The following is an 18,647-nucleotide window of genomic DNA, read 5'->3' as shown; positions in this document are numbered from 1 at the left end:
TATAATTAACTGTATATTTTATAAGTATTTACTGTATCTTGATAGCTCTTTTTTTTGTTTAATAATATTTGGTAATTATATGAAAAAGTTAGTTTTAGCTGGGGTAGTAGGTTTGGTTTCAGCAACAGCATTTGCAGACAAGCCATTAATCATTCAAAGCAGCACACCTGCGACTTTAGGTACTTCTCCAAATTATGTATCTAGCCAATCTCAAGTAGATGAAAACAAGTTTTCGGTAAAACTAGGTTATGCAGGAACTAAACTTGATTCTTCAAATTTAGGCAAAGCACGTCTAAATGGTTTTGAAGTTGCAGGTGCATATGACTTCAATGATTTTGGTATTTGGGCTAAATATGAAAACCAAGATGATGGTGCTGTAGATACAGATCAATATTCTGCAGGTGCTCAATACAAATTTTATAACCAAAATAATGTATATGTTTTAGGTGCAGCCGGTCTAGGTTATGCAAATATAAAAGAATCTGGTGTTGATAATGCAGTGAGCTATAAGTTTGATGCAGATTACTTATTTATTCCTGTAAGTGTTGAAGCTGGTTATATGTTTACAAATAATATAGGCGCATATGCTTCGCTTGGCTATAAATGGTTCTATAACCGTGATGTTGAATATTATGAAAATGGTGTGAAATTAGTTGATGGAAAAGAAGGTTCTGCTGATATCAATGGCGTATCTTATGGTTTTGGTGTTCGTGTAGCATTCTAATTTATTGCTTTAATAAAAAAACCGCCAATTAGGCGGTTTTTTTTATTTGGAAATATTATTGAATAGTCCAACGTCTATTTACAGATTCGCCTGCATTATTGTAATTAATGACTTTTGCATAATTTCCAACAGCAGTTGCATTTTCAGGAATATCTTTGGTCACAACGCTGCCAGCACCAATGGTTGCATTATTACCAATATTCACATGATCAATAATACAAACATTTGGACCAATATAAACATTATCGCCAATTACAGCGGCTTGTTTTCCACCATTTGCACCAATGGTTGTGAATTGAGATAAGTTCACATTGTTACCAATAATAGTTGTTGGATTCACGACCAAAGGGCCACCATGACCAATATATAAGCCATAGCCAATTTGAGTTGAGCAATGAATATCAATACCGTATTTTTTCTTTTTATAATAAAAAATTGGATAAGCTAATTTCCCCATCCACGATTTAGAACTCGCAATACGCAACCAAAAACTGAAATTAAAACCTCGATTAAAGAAGTAATTTTTAATAAAAGATTGAAGTGATGTGTTACCGCAGTATCTATAAAGATCACTAAGAATATATTGGAAGATCATTAAGTTTTCCGAAAAAGGGCAGGTACTTTTTGAATACCTATGGAAAGTTTGCCAATTTTAGAACAAATACAGATAGAATTAAAAACAAAGTACTTAAAATATAAAGAAATTTAAATTTGTATAAATATTCCACGTAATATTCTGAACTTTTTCTAGAAAAACTCAAGATGATTCTATGAGGGATGATGTTTAGAAATGTGTTGAAGACTTGTCGATTTAAGCATCAGGTTTTATATTGAATTTACAGTAGGTCGTGTATAGACGCTACAAAGAAGTTGGACGGATCATTGACAGCTCATTGCGTTTAATTAATTTAAACAAGAAATTAGCACTAGCCTTCCAACCTAAAGCTCGCAGAAATGCGAGCTTTTTTTATTTTTGAGATTTTCACATGAAGTACAACAGAGGTTAGCTTTAAAATTAGGTAGATGATGAATGTATGCATGAATTTTATTGTTAAACACATAAAAATATAGAAGTAGACTGGAGGAGGATCTACTTCTATTATTTTAATTATCATTATGAATCGGCTTAAATATAAAAGCTCTAAATTATTTGTTAGCAATTTTTACAAGAGAACCGTTTATTTACTTTAAATGAAAAATTCTCTTGTAAGTAATAACGGTCTTTAAATAGATGTAAATCTATTAAGGTGTTGAAATGGTTTTATTTTCTAAAGCTTTACGAAGATAAGGATCTAGGTCATCTTGACGCATAAGCCATTGAATATAATCGGCAGGTAAATCTGAAATTTGCGTTCCACGATGCTTACCAAAATTGATGGTACGTGGAATACGAGCATCTTCAGAAATTTCAAATAATTCTTCCATGCTGTTAATTTTTAATTGATGAACAACATGCATCAAAATATTCGCAGTTAAAATAATATCCATATCTGCACGATGCGCTTTTTTAATCATATCGCGGGCTTTTTCACTACCTTTGGTAATCATATAAATAAGTGCAGAAATATTATGAGCTTCAGCATCGGGCCAAACTTTTCGAGCTAAAGCAAGTGTGCAAATGGCTTTAATATTTGAACTATCGACACCACATTTTTCTAAGGCACGAATATCGTAATCAATATTGTGACCAATAATGTAAGTGGTGTCGGCAGGTAGTTTAAACGTGGTGTAATGTGGCTGATTGACTAAGTCAGATTCTAAAATATGATGAACTGCCATTGCCGCAAATGAAATTGGTTCATCTACAGAATACAACTGATCAAAAAGTTTAGATTTATCTAAAGTCAGTTTACCATCTTCTATTTGAATAGGTGCGTATGCAATTTCAATGGGTTGACCATTTAATGTGTGTGTTTCTGTATCGAGGATAATGGCTTGCATATCGCATTCCAAAAGAATTAGTAATTCTGTTGAATTTAACATTATCGTTTGTTCAGTGACAATTGAATGAGGGAACATTGAAACGATTTTTTATTTATATGCTGAAATAATGTTTTGATAGTCTATTTTTAATTCTGAACTAGAGATTAAACCTTTATATAGATGTAGCGGAATACCATCTTCTTTATCGACCAATTTAATGGCTTGAGTACCATCTCTATATTCAAAAATGGCACATGGCATTTTGTCTTTGTCTAAAATAATGAATCTTTTTTGTTTAATCGCGACATCAAAATCTATAAAAGTTTGTTTAAGTAATCTTAGGAATGAACTTTCATTGGTGCTGAGTAAATTTAATTCACGAATTCTATCGCTATCTGTTTGGTGAAAGCTTTTGAGTTGTAATTTTTGTTGATGAGTTAGTGGGCGATAATATGAGCGCTTCTTTTGCTGATAGGTAGGTTTGCTGATTAAGCCTCTTGTGAAAAAGCCCAATATAAAACCGAGTATTAACAGAATAAGCGCATACATGATTTTTTAATCAAAGTAAAAATTAGAATATAGCTTATGAAAACAATGACTTCAATTTTATGTTTGAATCTTTGGTCTAAACTAGAATTTTTGTCTTAAAATTGAATTTGTTTAATAAATATCTAAACAGAATAAAGCCGTTTGGGTGATTGCTCATCATTATGTTTTTTTGCAAAATTATATTTTGATGATTTAAATCAATATTTCAAAACTTCAATATCATTTCAATAAGTTGTTTTTACTTAAAATGAGATTTTTTTTGAAAACATACGTAAATTTTATGTAAAAGTGAGCAAAGTTCATTCTCAAAATTTATAAACTTCATGCTACACTATGCGCCAATCTTAGCACGGCTTAAAAGCCCTAATTTAATAGGACCTCGCTAATGTTTGCCAATATCTCAGTTGCTGAATTTGATCCAGAAATCGCGAAAGCTATTACTCAAGAAGATGCTCGCCAAGAAGCGCACATCGAGTTAATTGCTTCAGAAAACTATTGCTCACCAGCAGTAATGGAAGCTCAAGGATCAAAACTTACAAACAAATACGCAGAAGGCTACCCAGGCAAACGCTACTATGGCGGTTGTGAATACGTAGACGTTATCGAACAATTGGCAATTGACCGTGCTAAAGAACTCTTTGGTGCAGATTACGCTAACGTTCAACCACATGCAGGTTCACAAGCGAACTCGGCAGTTTACTTAGCGCTTCTTAACCCAGGCGACACAGTTTTGGGTATGAGCCTTGCTCACGGTGGTCACTTGACTCACGGTGCAAAAGTAAGCTTCTCTGGTAAAACTTACAACGCAATTCAATACGGTTTAAACCCAGAAACAGGTGAAATCGATTATGAAGAAGTTGAACGTTTAGCTGTAGAACACAAGCCACGTATGATTGTTGCAGGTTTCTCTGCGTACAGCCAAATTGTTGATTGGCAACGTTTCCGTGATATCGCGGACAAAGTTGGCGCTTACCTATTTGTAGATATGGCTCACGTAGCTGGTCTAGTTGCTGCTGGCGTTTACCCAAGCCCAGTTCAAATTGCTGACGTAACGACAACGACAACGCATAAAACGCTTCGTGGTCCACGTTCTGGTTTAATCCTTGCGAAAGCAAACGAAGAAATCGAGAAAAAATTACAGTCTGCTGTATTCCCAGGTAACCAAGGCGGTCCATTAGTACACGCTGTTGCTGCTAAAGCAATTTGCTTCAAAGAAGCAATGGCACCTGAATATAAAGCTTACCAACAACAAGTTGTTATTAATGCTCAAGCGATGGCTGAAGTATTAATTGCACGTGGTTATGAAGTTGTTTCTGGTGGTACGAAAAACCATTTATTCTTATTGTCTTTAATTAAACAAGACATTACAGGTAAAGAAGCTGATGCTTGGTTAGGTGCTGCTCACATCACTGTGAACAAAAACTCTGTACCAAACGATCCACGTTCTCCGTTTGTGACTTCAGGTATCCGTATTGGTACACCTGCTGTGACAACTCGTGGTTTTGGTGAAGCAGAAGTACGTGACCTTGCAGGTTGGATCGCTGACATCTTAGATGCGAAAGGCGATGAAGCTGTAATTAACGCTGTTAAAGCGAAAGTTGAAACTGTTTGCGCTAAATTCCCAGTTTACGCTAACTAATTTCTACTTGAGAAAAGCCCCCTCAAGGGGGCTTTTTTTATTGCTATTAAAAAATGAAAAGTTAACTCATCTTTGTTATTTCTGATATAAAAGAATGAGAGATAACAATAAATTTATTGGCTGTTATGAATTTAGCTTTATAAAATTATAGGAACATATTCAATGTCAAAACCCAATATTATTCTTTCAGAACAAGATTTACATCGTTTAGAAACCATGTTGGAACATCAAAATGAACTAACGCCAACCATGAAACATCTAGAAGATGAATTAGCACGTGCTGAAGTTGTTGCACCAAAAGATGTACCTGCCAATGTGGTGAGTATGAATGCTAAGGTTTTGATTACGCTTGCAGCATCAACAGAAGCAACCGAAGTTACTTTGGTTTACCCACATGACTTTAACGGTGAAAAAGGTCAGTTGAATGTTATTGCACCTGTAGGTGCTGCAATTTTAGGATTATCGGAAGGTCAAGAAATAGAATGGCCTCAACCAGATGGTCACATTATGAAAGTAAAAATTGAAAAAATTCTTTATCAACCTGAGCGTGAAGGTGATTATTTATAATCTGCTTTTCGGATATGTGATTAAGCCATGAAAGATCATGGCTTTTTTATGCAAAGAATATATGCAATAAAAGTATGAAGTTAAATAGAATATTTAATTGCAAAAACGCCACAAACTCATATGATAGATTCAGTACTATAAAGTGATGTATTTATGAGCATTTTGAATCATGTCGCAAATTGATATCTTAGTTCCAATAAAAGAAATTAGGGTTGATCGAAATGATGTGTTATTAATTAAGCGCAATGATTTAGTGCCACTTTTAAATGATCAATATAAACTGAATCATTATGCAGACTCGATTATTCAAGCTCAATCTGTACTATTAAACGGTGTGGATCCAGAGTTAACCTATCAACTGAGCCAAACGATTGAACAATTAATTCAGATTTTAGCGAGTTCTAAAAAGCATTTAAATAAACGTAAATTTAATGCATTGCAAAAATGGTTGGGTATAGATATAGAGTATGGTTCAAGCCAAATTGAATATTATAAAAATCTCGATTCATTGCTGGATCGAGCAAATCATTTAAGTCAAAAATTACAACTTGAAATTCAAAAATCACAAGCACGTTTTCAGCAGTTGATTGGTTTACGTGAGCAAATGTCGAAATATATTGTTGCTGCCGAAGAATTTCTAGTGGAATATCCTAGTTTTGTGACTCATGTACATCCTTTGGATCATTTTTCTGAACGATTGTCTAAGAAAATTAATACCTTGCAAACACTTCAAGTTAGTAATGATATTGCAATTACACAAATGCAATTATCACAACAGCTTTCATTTGGTTTATTAGATCGTTTTAAAGAAGCACAGCAAGTCTTAATTCCTGCTTGGCAATATCATGTCAAACAAAGCCAACAAAGTAACTCGACAATTGAACTAGAAAAGCTTGATAATAGTCGAGAAATTTTAATTAAAAACTTAAAAAAATCATTAGAGAAACCCTCTAATTCATAATGTTATTAGGTGAAATATGACAAATTCTGAAAATAAAGTTGTTGCTGTCGAAATGCCAATTGAACAAGTTGAACAAAAATTTCAGCAATTGAATTTGCAAGAAATTGGTTTACAAGTTACAGATTTCAACGAGGTACTTGCAGCGCAAAAAGAACTTTCAGATTTAAGTCACAATTCTGTTGCTGAATATGGGAAGAATATTGCAACTAAAACATCAACATATACTGATGAATTACTCAATCTTGTGCAAAATAAAGATTTAGATGCAACAGGGCAAAAGTTGAATCAAGTGGTTCAAGTTGCACAGCAATTAAATACATCGAGCATTCTAAATAAAGCTAAAAGTTCAGGCTTTTTAGGCAGTATCTTTAATAAATTGAAAGGTGCTAAACAAAATTTCGATCATCATTTTAATAGTACCAAAGAACAAATTGATGCTTTGGTCAAGGAAATTGAAACTTCACAAAATGGTTTGAAAGCACGTGTAAGCACTTTGGATAAAATGTTTGATGGTGTTCAAGATGAATATAAGCAACTTGGTATTTATGTTGCTGCGGGGAAATTGAAGGAACAAGAACTTCAACAGGAAATTGCAACGTTAACCAACCAAACTCAAAACCAAACGACCACGCAAAAAATTTATGACCTCAATCATATTGCGAATAATTTAGAAAAGCGTGTCAGTGATTTACAAATTTTACAGCAATCTGCAATGCAAACTTTGCCGATGATTCGTATTATTCAGTCGAATAACTTAATGTTGGTCGACAAGTTTTATGCAATAAAAAACATTACTTTACCTGCATGGAAAAACCAAATTAGTTTGGCAATTTCATTGCAAGAGCAAAAAAATAGCGTACAACTTGCCAATACAATTGATGATGCGACTAATGATTTACTAAAACGTAATGCAGACTTATTACATCAAAATTCTGTAGATACCGCAAAAGCGAATCAACGTTCAGTCATTGATATTGAAACGCTTGAACATGTACAAAATACGCTGATTAAAACCGTAAATGACGTGATTCAAATTCAGAAAGAAGGTGTGCAAAAACGTGAGGAAGCAAGTGATCGTTTACGTACTTTGCAGAATAATTTGAATCAATTGGTTCTTGAATCGAGTTCAAGTGACTCTAAAAAGTCTTAAAACTGTGTATTCTAAAATTGAGTTTAAGTGGTTTTTAGGGATCGGTTTTAGAATGTTTTTAGCTTGATGTTTTATAGGTCACTTTAGGAGTTTAATTTGCCTCCCTTAGATGAATATGCTTTAAATCCTCAACAGATTGAACAAGGTGTTGCTGTACTCAAAAAACGTCAAAGAAACTTGATGTTACTTACCATGGTTTCATCGACCATTTTTATTGCATCTGTTCTTTCAGTATTTGTGCAACACGATTTAATGTATGGTTTTTTAGGCTTATCGACTGAAATAAAGCAACTTCATCTTGTACCTAGTTTGAACGTAAATACTGACCATTCAACAGATTATTTCTTGAGTTTATTGTCTTGGTTTGGTTGGTTTGTACTGAAAGTTTTCGTTTCGTTTATTGGATCTTTTTTCGTTATTCATTTTTTGAAAAAAATTAGATTTTTTTATGTTCGCTTTCAATCTTTTATTTTGAAGTTTGTAGGATGGCTCATTGCATTCATTTTACTTTGGTCAAGTTTGACTTATGTGCAATACGATGGTGGCAATCAACAAGCAAATGCTATCGAAAAAATGGTTAAATATGAAAGTCATATTCAAGAAAGTGAGATTGCACAATATTTAAAAAATGCTGAACTTCCTCAAGCTGTGAATGATTATTTATTGGCGCAAACTGCTTTATTACATAAACCTGCCGATAAAGCATTGGCGATGGTTCATACGCAAAGATTAGTGAATGCTGAAAAAAGTGATAGCAAATTTTTAGAATATGGTTTTAAGCCAGAACAACTGTGGACATTGCAAAATCAGCTGTATGGAAAAACGATAACACCACTTGCAAAAAGTGTAGATCAAGAAGCGCATAAGGCTGAAATTTTTTCTAAATATGCTCAAATTTATATATATGTCATTATGAGTCTTTCATTTATTGTTAGTTTAATTTTATATGCTTTGGCATCTAGATTAAAAAAACGTACCCTTAGAATTGAACATAGAATGTTTTAATCTAAGTATTAAAAAAGCCCCGAAAGGGGCTTTTTCTTAGCTAATTTTGAGTAAATTTTGTAAGGCTGATGTTGAGCCATCAAGTTCATAAATTTCATCATCGACTAAATAATAAGGCGTAGGATGACTGGGTAAAAGGGCGATGCGCTGTTGAATATCTTGCAGTTGTTGCACGGTATCTTTGGTATGAATGTTGCGCAAAATTTTAGTTGCATCTAAGCCTGCACCATCAATGATTTCTTTCATAATTTCAGGTTTAGATATATCTAAACCACGGACGAAATTTGCGTGAAATATCGCTTGAGTGAGTGCAAATTGATCGAAGCGATGGTCAACGGCTAAAATTGCCTGATGAGCAAGTGTGCTATTTGGCATATGTTTCATATGTTCTAAATCAATCACTAAATCTTGCTCATATGCCGCAAATTTCACTTCATCAAATTTTTTGGAACTTGCATCAGTACCATATTTATCTTTCAAATATTTAAGAATATCTAAGCCATCATTTGAAATTTCTGGAAGCATTTTTACAGGTAGCAATTCAACTTGATGTAAATTTGGTTGATCCCATGTTTTTTTCAGTTGTTGAAATGCGATATAGCTAAAAGGGTAGACGACATCAAATACAAATTCAATTTTCATGATGTTCATGCTCCTTATGAAATAATCACAACTAACTTGCCAGATAAACGTCCCGATTCACTTTTTACATGTGCATCTGCGACATTTTGAAAATCATAGACTTGATCAATTACGGCTTTAATTTTTCCTGCTTCAATGAGTTGATGTACTTCATTCGTTGAGTTTTTTTGAACGCCACGCATAAAATTAAATGTTCGATTTTGCATTACACTTTGAAATTGAGCACTTTCATCTGAAACAAGCGAAACTAATGTACCGTCAGATTTTAATAAATCCCAAGAATCAATTTGAGTTTGTCCGCCAATGCTGTCAAGAATCAGGTCAAAATCTTTTGTTAATGTTGTCAGTGCTGTTTTGCTGTAATCAACAACTTCATCTGCACCTAATTGTTTTGCTAATTCAACATTACGTGTAGATACCGTTGTGGTGACATGCGCACCAAAGCTTTTTGCAATTTGTATGGCTGCTGTACCCACACCACCAGCACCTGCATGTATTAAAACTTTTTGATTATTTTGAATATTACCTACAGTTTTTAAAGCGGAATAAGCAACTTGAGAACCACTTGGTAAACTTGCTGCTTCTCTAAAGTTTAAAAATTCAGGAATGATTTGTGCGTTGTCTGCATCTATTAGGTCATATTCTGCATATGCATGTTGTGTTCGACCATATACTTTATCGCCAACTTTTAAATGTTTAACGTCATTGGCTACTTCAGTCACAATGCCCGAAAGTTCTGAACCTAAAATGAAAGGAAGTGGTAGGGGAATAAATGCTTTCATTGCACCGCTACGTAATTTCCAATCGATTGGGTTAATACCAAATGCTTTCACTTGTACAAGCACTTGTCCTGCTTGAATTTTAGGCTGATCAACATCTTGAATTTGTAGAACATCTGCTGCGCCATATTGGCTGAATTGTATTGCTTTCATTTTATTTTTTCACTCAAGGATTTAAATTTACTTTAGCTTTTACCTTTGCTGAAAGACAGGTTCAGCAATGCAAAGGACTGTTGCAAAAAAGATACTGAGTGAAAATAGATGATTTAAATTTACTATCCAAAAAACCGATTATTAGCATAAAAACAAACTGTTTCACCTATTTAATGGTTTGTTCTATGATTCTCTCATCAAATAAACATTTACTCCTTTGGAGACGTTAGCAATGTTAGATCAAAATACTTCAGCTCAATTAAAAACACTTCTTGAACGCCTTGAAAGTCCTATCGAAATTGTCGCTACTTTAAATGGCTCTGACAAATCAGACAAAATTAAAGAATTGGTTTCAGAAATCGCTGCGCTTTCTGATCAAGTGACTGCTCGTTTTGACGGTACGAATGCTCGTGCGCCAAGTTTTGGTATTGCAAAAGTAGGTGAACAACCACGTGTAAACTTTGCAGGTTTACCGATGGGTCATGAGTTCACATCTTTGATCTTGGCATTGCTACAAGTTTCAGGTTATGCACCAAAAGTATCTGACGATGTTTTAGCTTCTATCAAAGCTTTAAACTTAACAGCTGACTTTGATGTATTTGTATCTTTAAGCTGCCATAACTGCCCTGATGTTGTTCAAGCGCTTAACTTAATCGCGATCAACAACCCAGGTACAACAGCAACCATGATTGATGGTGCATTCTTCCAAGACGAAGTTGAAGAACGCAAAATCATGGCTGTTCCAATGTTATTCCAAAACGGTGAACACATTGGTCAAGGTCGTATGACTTTAGAAGAGATCATTGCAAAATTAGATACAAACTCTGCTGCAAAAGATGCTGAAAAATTAAATGCCAAAGAAGCGTTTGATGTATTGGTGATTGGTGGTGGCCCTGCAGGTAACACATCTGCAATCTATGCTGCTCGTAAAGGCATTCGTACTGGTATCGTGGCTGAACGTATGGGCGGTCAAGTGATGGATACGATGGATATCGAAAACTTCACGTCAGTTCAAAAAACACAAGGTCCTAAGTTTGCTGCTGAAATGGAAGCACACGTTCGTGAATATGGTGTAGACATCATGAACCTACAACGTGTATCTGACATTAAAGGTGCAGATCAAACAGCGAATGGCTTAGTTGAAGTCACTTTAGAAAATGGTGCCAAACTTGAATCTAAAACTGTGATTCTTTCAACAGGTGCTCGTTGGAGAGAAATGAACGTTCCGGGTGAACAAGAATATCGTACACGTGGTGTAGCTTACTGCCCACACTGTGATGGTCCATTGTTCAAAGGTAAACGTGTTGCTGTGATTGGTGGTGGTAACTCAGGTGTTGAAGCTGCGATTGACCTTGCAGGTATTGTTGAACATGTAACACTTGTTGAGTTTGATACAAAACTTCGTGCTGACCAAGTGCTTCAAGATAAATTGAACAGTTTGCCAAACACCACTGTGATTAAAAATGCATTATCTACAGAAGTGGTTGGTGATGGTTCACAAGTGACTGCACTTAAATACAAAGACCGTGCAACAGATGAAATTAAAACGGTTGAGCTTGCAGGGATCTTCGTACAAATTGGTTTGTTACCAAACACCGATTTCTTAAAAGAAACAGCTGTTGAGCTTTCAAACCGTGGTGAGATCGTGATTAACGAACGCAACGAAACCAATGTACAAGGTGTGTTTGCTGCAGGTGACTGTACAACAGTTCCGTACAAACAAATCATCATTGCAACAGGTGAAGGCGCGAAAGCATCGTTATCTGCTTTTGATTACATTATTCGTAGTGGTCTTTAAGTTTTGAAATAGGAGAGGTCAAAGCGTCCCCAAACACTTTGACCTCTTAACTGCTTAAACATATTTTTCTGTTTTGGGAACTTTGGATGCTAACACCAAAGTTCCCTTTTTTTATTTTAAGTTAGAAATTCAAGGTGTTCCCCAAACACCTTGAATTAATCCCTTATATCTTTTTGTTCTTTTGCTTTTAGTTGTTTTCCCTCTGGTTATTATCTTTTAAAGCAATATATATGCCATGCATTAAATTTATGGTGTACTGAATAAATTCAATGCCTTAAACTTAATTTCTAACTGTTCTTGTGTTTCTATATGCTCAGGATGAGGAATAATGCACTCAATTGGACATACAGAAACACAAGTTTGATGATCATAAAAACCAACACATTCAGTGCAACGATCTACATCAATTTCATAGACCTTTGAACCTTCATAAATGGCATCATTGGGACATTCGGGTAAGCACATGTCGCAATTGATACATTTGTCAGTTATGAGCAACGCCATGTTAAAATCCTAAACCGCTTGATAAGCCAAAGACGACGCTGAAATATCAGCAGTTGAATTTGGTAGGTTGCGAATAAGAAGGGCGAAGTTCATATCAACATCTGCAGGTACAGGAATATCTACGATATGACCTGAACCTTTTGCATCTTCAATGGAGTTGCCTTTCTTGTCTAAAATTTCAGTGAGGGTAAATGTAATATTGCCCGATGTTGTCATCAGCTCTAAAGAATCACCCACAACAAAGCGGTTCTTCACATCAATTTTGATGTAATTACCATTGCGTTCTAAAACTTCACCACAGAATATTTGATGATCGAAACTTGAAGAACCATTTTCATAGTTTTGATATTCAGTATGCACATGGCGACGCAAGAAACCTTCGGTATAACCACGATTTGCCAAACCTTCAAGTTGTGTCATAAGCGCAGGATCAAATGCTTTGCCTGATAGTGCATCATCAATTGCTTTGCGATAAATTTGTGCGGTACGTGCGCAGTAGAAATATGATTTTGTGCGACCTTCAATTTTTAATGAATGAATGCCCATTTTTGCTAAGCGATCAACATGTTGAACTGCACGTAAATCTTTCGAGTTCATGAAATATGTGCCGTGTTCATCTTCTTCTGCGGCAAACATATCTTCTTCATTACGTTGTAAAAGCACAGGTTCATTAAATTGATTTTGTGCCATCATGTGTTGTTCATCGGCATCTGCTTGAGAACCCGAACATCCACAACCTGAATTTTCTTCAATTTGTTTTACAGGAATCACATCACCTGTTTCATCTTCTTTAGCATCGTGAATTTGATACTCCCAACGGCATGCATTTGTACATGCGCCTTGGTTAGCATCACGTTTATTCATGTAGCCTGAAAGTAGGCAACGACCTGAATATGCCATACATAATGCGCCATGTACGAAAACTTCAATTTCCATATCGGGTACATTATTTTTAATTTCTTCAATTTCTTCGATAGATAATTCACGTGACAAAATAACGCGAGTTAAACCCATATTTTTCCAAAACTTTACTGTTGCCCAGTTTACGGCATTGGCTTGTACAGAAAGGTGAATATCAACATCTGGAAAATTTTCACGAGCCATCATAATTAAGCCAGGATCGGACATAATTAAGGCATCGGGTTGCATAGCCACAACAGGTTCTAAGTCACGAATGAAGTTTTTTAATTTTGAATTATGTGGCTGAATATTGACAACAACATAGAATTTTTTACCTAATTCATGTGCCTCTTTAATACCAATGGCTAAATTGTCATGGTCAAAAGCATTATTTCGAACACGTAGGCTGTAACGGGGTTGTCCTGCATAAACAGCATCTGCTCCATAGGCAAAAGCGTAGCGCATATTTTTAAGTGAGCCAGCAGGAGAAAGTAGTTCAGTTACGTGGGAAATGGTCATGTCTAAAAAAGGCATATAAGTAATATGGCTTAATTGTATGAATTTAGAAAAAAGATTCAACCTAGTAAAAAGCTCGGATTTATATCTTTTTAAATCATATTCTTAATTTAGTTTAAGTTTTTATTTATAGAAAATTAAAATGATTCAATGTAACATATATGGATATACGGATATTCATATATGTTGCTCATGACTCAAATAGAATTTTTTAAGTGTCTGTCAGATGAAACACGGTTATATATTCTTTTGCTCATCATTAAGCAAGGGGAAAGATGTGTGTGTGATTTGACCGCAGCTTTAGATTTAAGCCAACCTAAAATTTCGCGGCATCTTGCACTATTAAGAAGTACGAAAATTTTGCAAGATCGACGAGAAGGACAGTGGGTTTACTATCGTTTACATGACAATTTACCGACATGGTGTTTTGAAATTTTAAACATTATTTCAGCACAGAATCCGCAATTTAATAATGCAGATTTATTTAAATCGAATGTAAATAGTTGCTGTAATTAAGTGAGGTAAATACATGAATATATTGTTTTTATGTACAGGAAATAGTTGTCGAAGTATTTTGTCTGAAGCGCTATTTAATGCTCAAGCACCTGTAGGGTATTGCGCATGTAGTGCAGGGAGTCAGCCTTCTGGAAAAGTACATCCTCTTACGATTAAAACTTTAGAAAATTTGCATATAAATACTCAAAATTTAAGGAGTAAAAGTATGCAGGATTGTGAGCCGTTTAATCCTGAAATTGTGATTACAGTATGTAGTTCTGCTGCTCAAGAGACTTGCCCATTATATTTAGGGAAAGCGTTAAAAGTGCATTGGGGATTGGATGATCCTTCACATTTAGATTTACCTGAACAAGAAAAACTACAAGCATTTCAAATGACGGTTGCTCATATTCAACGACGTTTTAATGCTTTTTTTGCCCTAGATTTAGCAAAATTATCTCGTGAAGAATTGAGTAAAGAAATGCAGAAAATTGCAGAAATGATTTAACTTAAAATTAAAAATATGATGACTACAAAAAAGCTTTCGTTCTTAGATCGGTATTTAACACTTTGGATTTTTATTGCGATGGCAGTTGGTGTCGCTATTGCTGTTTTCTTTCCAAAAATATCTGGGCAAATGCAAAATATGCATGCAGGATCGGTCAATTTGCCAATAGCGATTGGTTTGATACTCATGATGTATCCGCCACTTGCGAAAGTAGATTATAAATCTTTGCCAAAAGTCTTTGAAGATAAAAGAACATTGATACTTTCACTGGTGCAAAATTGGCTTATTGCACCGTGTTTAATGTTTGCTTTGGCACTTATTTTTCTACAAAACTATCCTGAATATATGACAGGACTAATTCTTATTGGTCTTGCACGCTGTATTGCAATGGTATTGGTGTGGAATGATTTGGCATGTGGAGATAATCAATATGTTGCAGCCTTAGTCGCATTTAATAGTATCTTTCAAATTCTATTTTTTAGTAGTTATGCATGGCTTTTCTTAAGTTTTTTACCCCCGTATTTTGGTGTTGATGGTCAAATTATTCGCATTAATTTTTGGACAATTTCTAATGCAGTTTTAATCTATTTAGGGATTCCATTTTTACTTGGTTTTATTACACGATTCATTCTTGTAAAAGAAAAAGGGCTTCAATGGTACCAAGACAGCTTTATTCCTAAAATTAGTCCCATCAGTTTAATTGCATTGTTATTTACTATTGTTGCGATGTTTAGTTTAAAGGGTGCAGATGTAATTGGCTTGCCTTTTGATGTAATGCGCATTGCAATTCCCTTAACACTCTACTTTGTCATTATGTTCTTAATGAGTTTCTTTATGAGTCGGTGGATGGGGAATAATTATGCAAAAACCACCGCTATTTCATTTACTGCCGCAGGAAATAATTTCGAGCTGGCATTAGCTGTTGCCATTGCTACATTTGGCATTGCATCGCCTGTTGCATTTACCACAATTATTGGACCATTGGTTGAAGTTCCTGTGCTTATTTTATTGGTAAGCGTGTCTTTGTTATTAAAAAAGAAATATTTTTCTGAGGTTTAAATGTCATTTGAAAATATAGACTTAGATTTGCTTGAAACACCAAAATTTGAACAAATTCAAGCGAAAGTGTTGGAACATCCTCCTCGAATATTATTGCTTTATGGTTCAAACCGAGAGCGTTCATATAGTCGTTTAGCAGTACTTGAGGCAGGAAAAATTCTTGAGCATTTTGGCGCAGAAGTGAAAATTTTCCATCCTAAAGGTTTGCCTTTACCTGAAGATGCGGAAATAACACATCCAAAAGTTCAAGAGTTACATGAATTATTGGCTTGGGCAGAGGGGATGGTCTGGTGTTCTCCAGAACGTCATGGTGCAATGAGTTCCATCTTTAAAGCACAAATAGATTGGATTCCATTAGCCGCAGGTGCAATTCGTGCGACACAAGGGAAAACATTAGCACTTATGCAGGTGTGTGGTGGCTCTCAATCGTTTAATAGTTTAAATCAGATGCGTGTTTTAGGACGTTGGATGCGGATGATCACCATCCCCAATCAATCATCTATTCCAAAAGCATTTTTAGAGTTTGAGGAAGATGGACGAATGAAAGCATCTAGCTTTTATGATCGGATTGTTGATGTGATGGAAGAGTTATATAAGTTTACTTTGCTGACACGTGGTCAAACAGATTATTTAACAAATCGTTATTCTGAGCGTAAGGAATCTGCTGAAGAGTTATCGAAGCGTGTTAATCAGAAATCGATCTAACGAATTCAAGCATATCGTTATTTGTCGTATTTAGGCATTTGAAGTATCTGCTTCAAGTTGCTTTAAAATTTGACAATCATCTACGGTGGTTTGTGTAGAGCAAGATTGTCTGAGTTGTTGTAGTTGCATTTGAAATTTTTGTAATTCGGCAATTTTGCTTTCTACATGATGTAGATGTTCATCAATTAAATTATTCACTACGCAGCAATCTTGTTTTGGGTTTTGCTCAAGTTCTATTAAATAATCTATTTCTTTTAATGTCATATCTAAGGCGCGACAGCGTTTAATAAAAACAAGTCGTTTTAGGGCATCATCATGATAATAGCGATAATTATTGTCGCCACGAAAACTAGGCTGAACTAAATTTTTCTTTTCATAAAAGCGAATAGTATCTGCACTTAGTCCTGTTTTTTGGACTAAATCTTTCATTAAATATTCATTCGCAGAATTTATTGTGTTCATAGGCTTGACCTTGGAGTTACTCCATAGTTTTGAATCAGCATAATACAAAATATCTGAATATTTATAGGGGTTGTGTAAATGGCATGTTCTTGCAGTTGTGAGCCAGCACCGCAAAAGCCAAATAGTAAATTCCGTACCGCATTATGGATTGCTCTTATTATTAATGCAGCAATGTTCTTTGTTGAGTTGGCGGGTGGGGCATATGCACATTCATCTTCACTTTGGGCAGATTCCTTAGATTTCTTTGGTGATGCTGTGAATTATGGTGTATCGCTTGCTGTATTGAGTGCAAGCTTGTATTGGCGCGCAACAGTGGCTTTGGTAAAAGGCATTGTGATGGCGACTTTTGGTTTTGTTGTTATTGGTAAAGTAATTTACGCCTACGTGCTTGGAATTCCACCTGAAGCAATTACTATGGGTGCAATTGGTATTTTAGCCTTAGTTGCAAACGTGATTTCAGCTATTGTTTTATATGCGTTCAGAGATGGCGACTCGAATATGCAGTCAGTTTGGTTGTGTAGCCGTAACGATGCTATTGGTAATGTCGCAGTTATTTTAGCGGCTGTTGGTGTATTTGGTACAGGTAGCATGTTGCCCGATTTAATTGTTGCGGTCATTATGGCAGGACTTGGTTTGGTTGGTGGTTATCAGGTGATTACACGAGCGCAAAATGAAAGAAAAATGAATCAGCGCTTAGAAGTAAATTAAATTTATATTTGATGATCTAAGAAATAAAAAACCGAGCTAAAACGCTCGGTTTTTAGTTATAAAACTGTAGGCGGAAGATAAATTGTGAATTCATTTATCGGCTCAATAAGTACACTATAAGGTTCGAGTTGATCTTCAAAACTGACCAAACCCAAACGTTCCAATAGCTCAAATTTTGCATGTATAAGTTTTGCAGGTTTTGGTTTTAAACGATCGTGCCAGACTCTATAAGTTCCTAATTTGCCATCTAAGCGATGATAAAATCCTGCAAGAGGATGTGTTAAAAACACTTGATAGGTTTCTTGAGTTGGAAAGCCTTCGAATTGCCATGGATCTGTTTCAGCTTGTTCTAAATGAACTTCAGATGCAGCCCAATCGCATAACGTTTTCATTTTGTATTGCGAATAAAGACCTTTATTATTTTGAATACAGTCGAACTTAATAGATGCTTTATACCAAGGCAATTGCCATATGTATCGAGGGACAGCAACTGTCCATGAATCTAAAGTTGTGCCAATAAACCAAACACATCGTTCCTGTGTTGTTTGATCTATCACATAAACACGATAATTTGTTTGTCCCATTGTAAAATTGGGAAAAGGATAAACTGCCGAAGTAAAATCAATATCTATAAAGGGTACAACAGACATGAGCGCACAAGTTTTACCTTGGTATTCAATAGTGTCTAATTTAAAGCGCTTAGGAATGATATTTTCAAAACGAAGAGGATCAATGGCATAAGTAACTAAAGCAAAATGTTGAAGGCTACAATTCACATCTATGCCCTTAGGTTTTGGACGAGGATGTAAGTAATGTTCAAAACTAAGCGTTGGAAATGTCATGATGTCTTATATTCTTTCTATTTGTGTATTTTTCATTCTATGCAAAAACAAAAATATC

The 18,647-nt window shown here is 35.1% G+C and carries 21 protein-coding genes; 12 read left to right on the top strand and 9 right to left on the bottom strand.

The annotated features are described in order from the left end of the window. Window positions 1–79 precede the first annotated feature (79 nt). On the top strand, window positions 80–724 hold the full coding sequence (locus A6M14_RS11510) for an outer membrane beta-barrel protein (protein ID WP_152875168.1): 645 nt from the start codon (window positions 80–82) through the stop codon (window positions 722–724). A 55-nt stretch (window positions 725–779) separates the two neighbouring features. On the opposite strand, the gene A6M14_RS11505 is transcribed toward A6M14_RS11510, so the two are convergent. The 3 genes from A6M14_RS11505 to A6M14_RS11495 form a co-directional block, all read right to left on the bottom strand. Next, complete coding sequence (locus A6M14_RS11505) at window positions 780–1,319, bottom strand: serine O-acetyltransferase (protein WP_152875166.1); 540 nt, start codon at window positions 1,317–1,319, stop codon at window positions 780–782. A 647-nt stretch (window positions 1,320–1,966) separates the two neighbouring features. Further along, window positions 1,967–2,665 (bottom strand): putative quorum-sensing-regulated virulence factor, encoded by a 699-nt coding sequence (locus A6M14_RS11500; protein ID WP_152875165.1) that lies wholly within the window; start codon window positions 2,663–2,665, stop codon window positions 1,967–1,969. 90 nt (window positions 2,666–2,755) lie between these two features. Continuing rightward, a complete protein-coding gene (locus A6M14_RS11495; RefSeq protein ID WP_152875163.1) occupies window positions 2,756–3,196 on the bottom strand; it encodes a hypothetical protein in 441 nt (146 codons plus the stop codon). Between the two features lie 385 nt (window positions 3,197–3,581). Here A6M14_RS11495 and glyA point away from each other — a divergent pair, with 385 nt between their 5' ends. The 5 genes from glyA to A6M14_RS11470 all read left to right on the top strand — a co-directional run bounded on the left by glyA (window position 3,582) and on the right by A6M14_RS11470 (window position 8,518). After that, on the top strand, window positions 3,582–4,835 hold the full coding sequence (gene glyA, locus A6M14_RS11490; protein WP_152875162.1) for a serine hydroxymethyltransferase: 1,254 nt from the start codon (window positions 3,582–3,584) through the stop codon (window positions 4,833–4,835). A 162-nt stretch (window positions 4,836–4,997) separates the two neighbouring features. After that, on the top strand, window positions 4,998–5,402 hold the full coding sequence (rnk, locus tag A6M14_RS11485; protein ID WP_152875160.1) for a nucleoside diphosphate kinase regulator: 405 nt from the start codon (window positions 4,998–5,000) through the stop codon (window positions 5,400–5,402). A 169-nt stretch (window positions 5,403–5,571) separates the two neighbouring features. Further along, on the top strand, window positions 5,572–6,363 hold the full coding sequence (locus A6M14_RS11480) for a tellurium resistance protein (RefSeq protein WP_152875158.1): 792 nt from the start codon (window positions 5,572–5,574) through the stop codon (window positions 6,361–6,363). Window positions 6,364–6,379: 16 nt separating this feature from the next. Beyond that, window positions 6,380–7,513 carry a toxic anion resistance protein gene (locus A6M14_RS11475; RefSeq protein ID WP_152875156.1) on the top strand — a complete coding sequence of 378 codons (1,134 nt, stop codon included), beginning with the start codon at window positions 6,380–6,382 and terminating at the stop codon, window positions 7,511–7,513. A 96-nt stretch (window positions 7,514–7,609) separates the two neighbouring features. Continuing rightward, window positions 7,610–8,518: a hypothetical protein gene (locus tag A6M14_RS11470; RefSeq protein ID WP_152875154.1), complete on the top strand. Its 909-nt coding sequence runs from the start codon at window positions 7,610–7,612 to the stop codon at window positions 8,516–8,518. A gap of 36 nt (window positions 8,519–8,554) precedes the next feature. Here A6M14_RS11470 and A6M14_RS11465 read toward each other — a convergent pair whose 3' ends face one another. Together A6M14_RS11465 and A6M14_RS11460 are read right to left on the bottom strand one after the other, a co-directional pair. Then, entirely contained in the window at window positions 8,555–9,160 is a 606-nt protein-coding gene (locus tag A6M14_RS11465) for a DsbA family oxidoreductase (protein WP_152875153.1), read from the bottom strand. 14 nt (window positions 9,161–9,174) lie between these two features. Continuing rightward, window positions 9,175–10,092: an NADP-dependent oxidoreductase gene (locus tag A6M14_RS11460; RefSeq protein WP_152875151.1), complete on the bottom strand. Its 918-nt coding sequence runs from the start codon at window positions 10,090–10,092 to the stop codon at window positions 9,175–9,177. Window positions 10,093–10,324: 232 nt separating this feature from the next. On the opposite strand from A6M14_RS11460, the gene ahpF reads away from it, so the two are divergent. Next, window positions 10,325–11,890, top strand: coding sequence for an alkyl hydroperoxide reductase subunit F (gene ahpF / locus A6M14_RS11455; RefSeq protein WP_152874402.1), 1,566 nt, complete (start codon window positions 10,325–10,327; stop codon window positions 11,888–11,890). 246 nt (window positions 11,891–12,136) lie between these two features. Here ahpF and A6M14_RS11450 read toward each other — a convergent pair whose 3' ends face one another. Together A6M14_RS11450 and trhP are read right to left on the bottom strand one after the other, a co-directional pair. Next, window positions 12,137–12,394: a YfhL family 4Fe-4S dicluster ferredoxin gene (locus tag A6M14_RS11450; protein ID WP_152875149.1), complete on the bottom strand. Its 258-nt coding sequence runs from the start codon at window positions 12,392–12,394 to the stop codon at window positions 12,137–12,139. A gap of 9 nt (window positions 12,395–12,403) precedes the next feature. Continuing rightward, window positions 12,404–13,813 carry a prephenate-dependent tRNA uridine(34) hydroxylase TrhP gene (trhP, locus tag A6M14_RS11445; protein ID WP_152875179.1) on the bottom strand — a complete coding sequence of 470 codons (1,410 nt, stop codon included), beginning with the start codon at window positions 13,811–13,813 and terminating at the stop codon, window positions 12,404–12,406. 189 nt (window positions 13,814–14,002) lie between these two features. Here trhP and A6M14_RS11440 point away from each other — a divergent pair, with 189 nt between their 5' ends. The 4 genes from A6M14_RS11440 to arsH are packed head-to-tail and all read left to right on the top strand — an operon-like array spanning window position 14,003 to window position 16,577. Then, window positions 14,003–14,326 (top strand): metalloregulator ArsR/SmtB family transcription factor, encoded by a 324-nt coding sequence (locus tag A6M14_RS11440; RefSeq protein WP_152875178.1) that lies wholly within the window; start codon window positions 14,003–14,005, stop codon window positions 14,324–14,326. A 13-nt stretch (window positions 14,327–14,339) separates the two neighbouring features. Beyond that, window positions 14,340–14,813 carry an arsenate reductase ArsC gene (locus A6M14_RS11435; protein WP_152875147.1) on the top strand — a complete coding sequence of 158 codons (474 nt, stop codon included), beginning with the start codon at window positions 14,340–14,342 and terminating at the stop codon, window positions 14,811–14,813. Window positions 14,814–14,831: 18 nt separating this feature from the next. After that, window positions 14,832–15,872, top strand: a complete 1,041-nt coding sequence (gene arsB / locus A6M14_RS11430; RefSeq protein WP_152875177.1) for an ACR3 family arsenite efflux transporter — start codon at window positions 14,832–14,834, stop codon at window positions 15,870–15,872. After that, window positions 15,873–16,577: an arsenical resistance protein ArsH gene (gene arsH / locus A6M14_RS11425; RefSeq protein WP_152875145.1), complete on the top strand. Its 705-nt coding sequence runs from the start codon at window positions 15,873–15,875 to the stop codon at window positions 16,575–16,577. It abuts the gene before it with no gap. A 30-nt stretch (window positions 16,578–16,607) separates the two neighbouring features. On the opposite strand, the gene A6M14_RS11420 is transcribed toward arsH, so the two are convergent. Next, window positions 16,608–17,039: a Cd(II)/Pb(II)-responsive transcriptional regulator gene (locus A6M14_RS11420; RefSeq protein ID WP_152875143.1), complete on the bottom strand. Its 432-nt coding sequence runs from the start codon at window positions 17,037–17,039 to the stop codon at window positions 16,608–16,610. Between the two features lie 78 nt (window positions 17,040–17,117). Between A6M14_RS11420 and A6M14_RS11415 the strand changes: the two genes are divergently transcribed. Continuing rightward, on the top strand, window positions 17,118–17,747 hold the full coding sequence (locus A6M14_RS11415) for a cation efflux transmembrane domain-containing protein (protein ID WP_152875142.1): 630 nt from the start codon (window positions 17,118–17,120) through the stop codon (window positions 17,745–17,747). Window positions 17,748–17,803: 56 nt separating this feature from the next. Here A6M14_RS11415 and A6M14_RS11410 read toward each other — a convergent pair whose 3' ends face one another. Beyond that, window positions 17,804–18,589, bottom strand: coding sequence for a DUF2071 domain-containing protein (locus A6M14_RS11410; RefSeq protein ID WP_152875141.1), 786 nt, complete (start codon window positions 18,587–18,589; stop codon window positions 17,804–17,806). Window positions 18,590–18,647 lie beyond the last annotated feature (58 nt).

It is taken from the genome of Acinetobacter portensis (assembly GCF_009372215.1).
Classification (GTDB): domain Bacteria; phylum Pseudomonadota; class Gammaproteobacteria; order Pseudomonadales; family Moraxellaceae; genus Acinetobacter; species Acinetobacter portensis.
The sequence above is the reverse complement of the archived record's forward strand: the minus strand, read 5'-3'. Positions and strand labels throughout refer to the sequence as shown.

Excerpts from the sequence above, each read along its gene's own strand:
- A6M14_RS11510 (WP_152875168.1), top strand. The coding sequence starts at position 80 with ATGAAAAAGTTAGTTTTAGCTGGGGTAGTAGGTTTGGTTTCAGCAACA.
- A6M14_RS11505 (WP_152875166.1), bottom strand. The coding sequence starts at position 1,319 with ATGATCTTCCAATATATTCTTAGTGATCTTTATAGATACTGCGGTAAC.
- A6M14_RS11500 (WP_152875165.1), bottom strand. The coding sequence starts at position 2,665 with ATGCAAGCCATTATCCTCGATACAGAAACACACACATTAAATGGTCAA.
- A6M14_RS11495 (WP_152875163.1), bottom strand. The coding sequence starts at position 3,196 with ATGTATGCGCTTATTCTGTTAATACTCGGTTTTATATTGGGCTTTTTC.
- glyA (WP_152875162.1), top strand. The coding sequence starts at position 3,582 with ATGTTTGCCAATATCTCAGTTGCTGAATTTGATCCAGAAATCGCGAAA.
- rnk (WP_152875160.1), top strand. The coding sequence starts at position 4,998 with ATGTCAAAACCCAATATTATTCTTTCAGAACAAGATTTACATCGTTTA.
- A6M14_RS11480 (WP_152875158.1), top strand. The coding sequence starts at position 5,572 with ATGTCGCAAATTGATATCTTAGTTCCAATAAAAGAAATTAGGGTTGAT.
- A6M14_RS11475 (WP_152875156.1), top strand. The coding sequence starts at position 6,380 with ATGACAAATTCTGAAAATAAAGTTGTTGCTGTCGAAATGCCAATTGAA.
- A6M14_RS11465 (WP_152875153.1), bottom strand. The coding sequence starts at position 9,160 with ATGAAAATTGAATTTGTATTTGATGTCGTCTACCCTTTTAGCTATATC.
- A6M14_RS11460 (WP_152875151.1), bottom strand. The coding sequence starts at position 10,092 with ATGAAAGCAATACAATTCAGCCAATATGGCGCAGCAGATGTTCTACAA.
- ahpF (WP_152874402.1), top strand. The coding sequence starts at position 10,325 with ATGTTAGATCAAAATACTTCAGCTCAATTAAAAACACTTCTTGAACGC.
- A6M14_RS11450 (WP_152875149.1), bottom strand. The coding sequence starts at position 12,394 with ATGGCGTTGCTCATAACTGACAAATGTATCAATTGCGACATGTGCTTA.
- trhP (WP_152875179.1), bottom strand. The coding sequence starts at position 13,813 with ATGACCATTTCCCACGTAACTGAACTACTTTCTCCTGCTGGCTCACTT.
- A6M14_RS11440 (WP_152875178.1), top strand. The coding sequence starts at position 14,003 with ATGACTCAAATAGAATTTTTTAAGTGTCTGTCAGATGAAACACGGTTA.
- A6M14_RS11435 (WP_152875147.1), top strand. The coding sequence starts at position 14,340 with ATGAATATATTGTTTTTATGTACAGGAAATAGTTGTCGAAGTATTTTG.
- arsB (WP_152875177.1), top strand. The coding sequence starts at position 14,832 with ATGACTACAAAAAAGCTTTCGTTCTTAGATCGGTATTTAACACTTTGG.
- arsH (WP_152875145.1), top strand. The coding sequence starts at position 15,873 with ATGTCATTTGAAAATATAGACTTAGATTTGCTTGAAACACCAAAATTT.
- A6M14_RS11420 (WP_152875143.1), bottom strand. The coding sequence starts at position 17,039 with ATGAACACAATAAATTCTGCGAATGAATATTTAATGAAAGATTTAGTC.
- A6M14_RS11415 (WP_152875142.1), top strand. The coding sequence starts at position 17,118 with ATGGCATGTTCTTGCAGTTGTGAGCCAGCACCGCAAAAGCCAAATAGT.
- A6M14_RS11410 (WP_152875141.1), bottom strand. The coding sequence starts at position 18,589 with ATGACATTTCCAACGCTTAGTTTTGAACATTACTTACATCCTCGTCCA.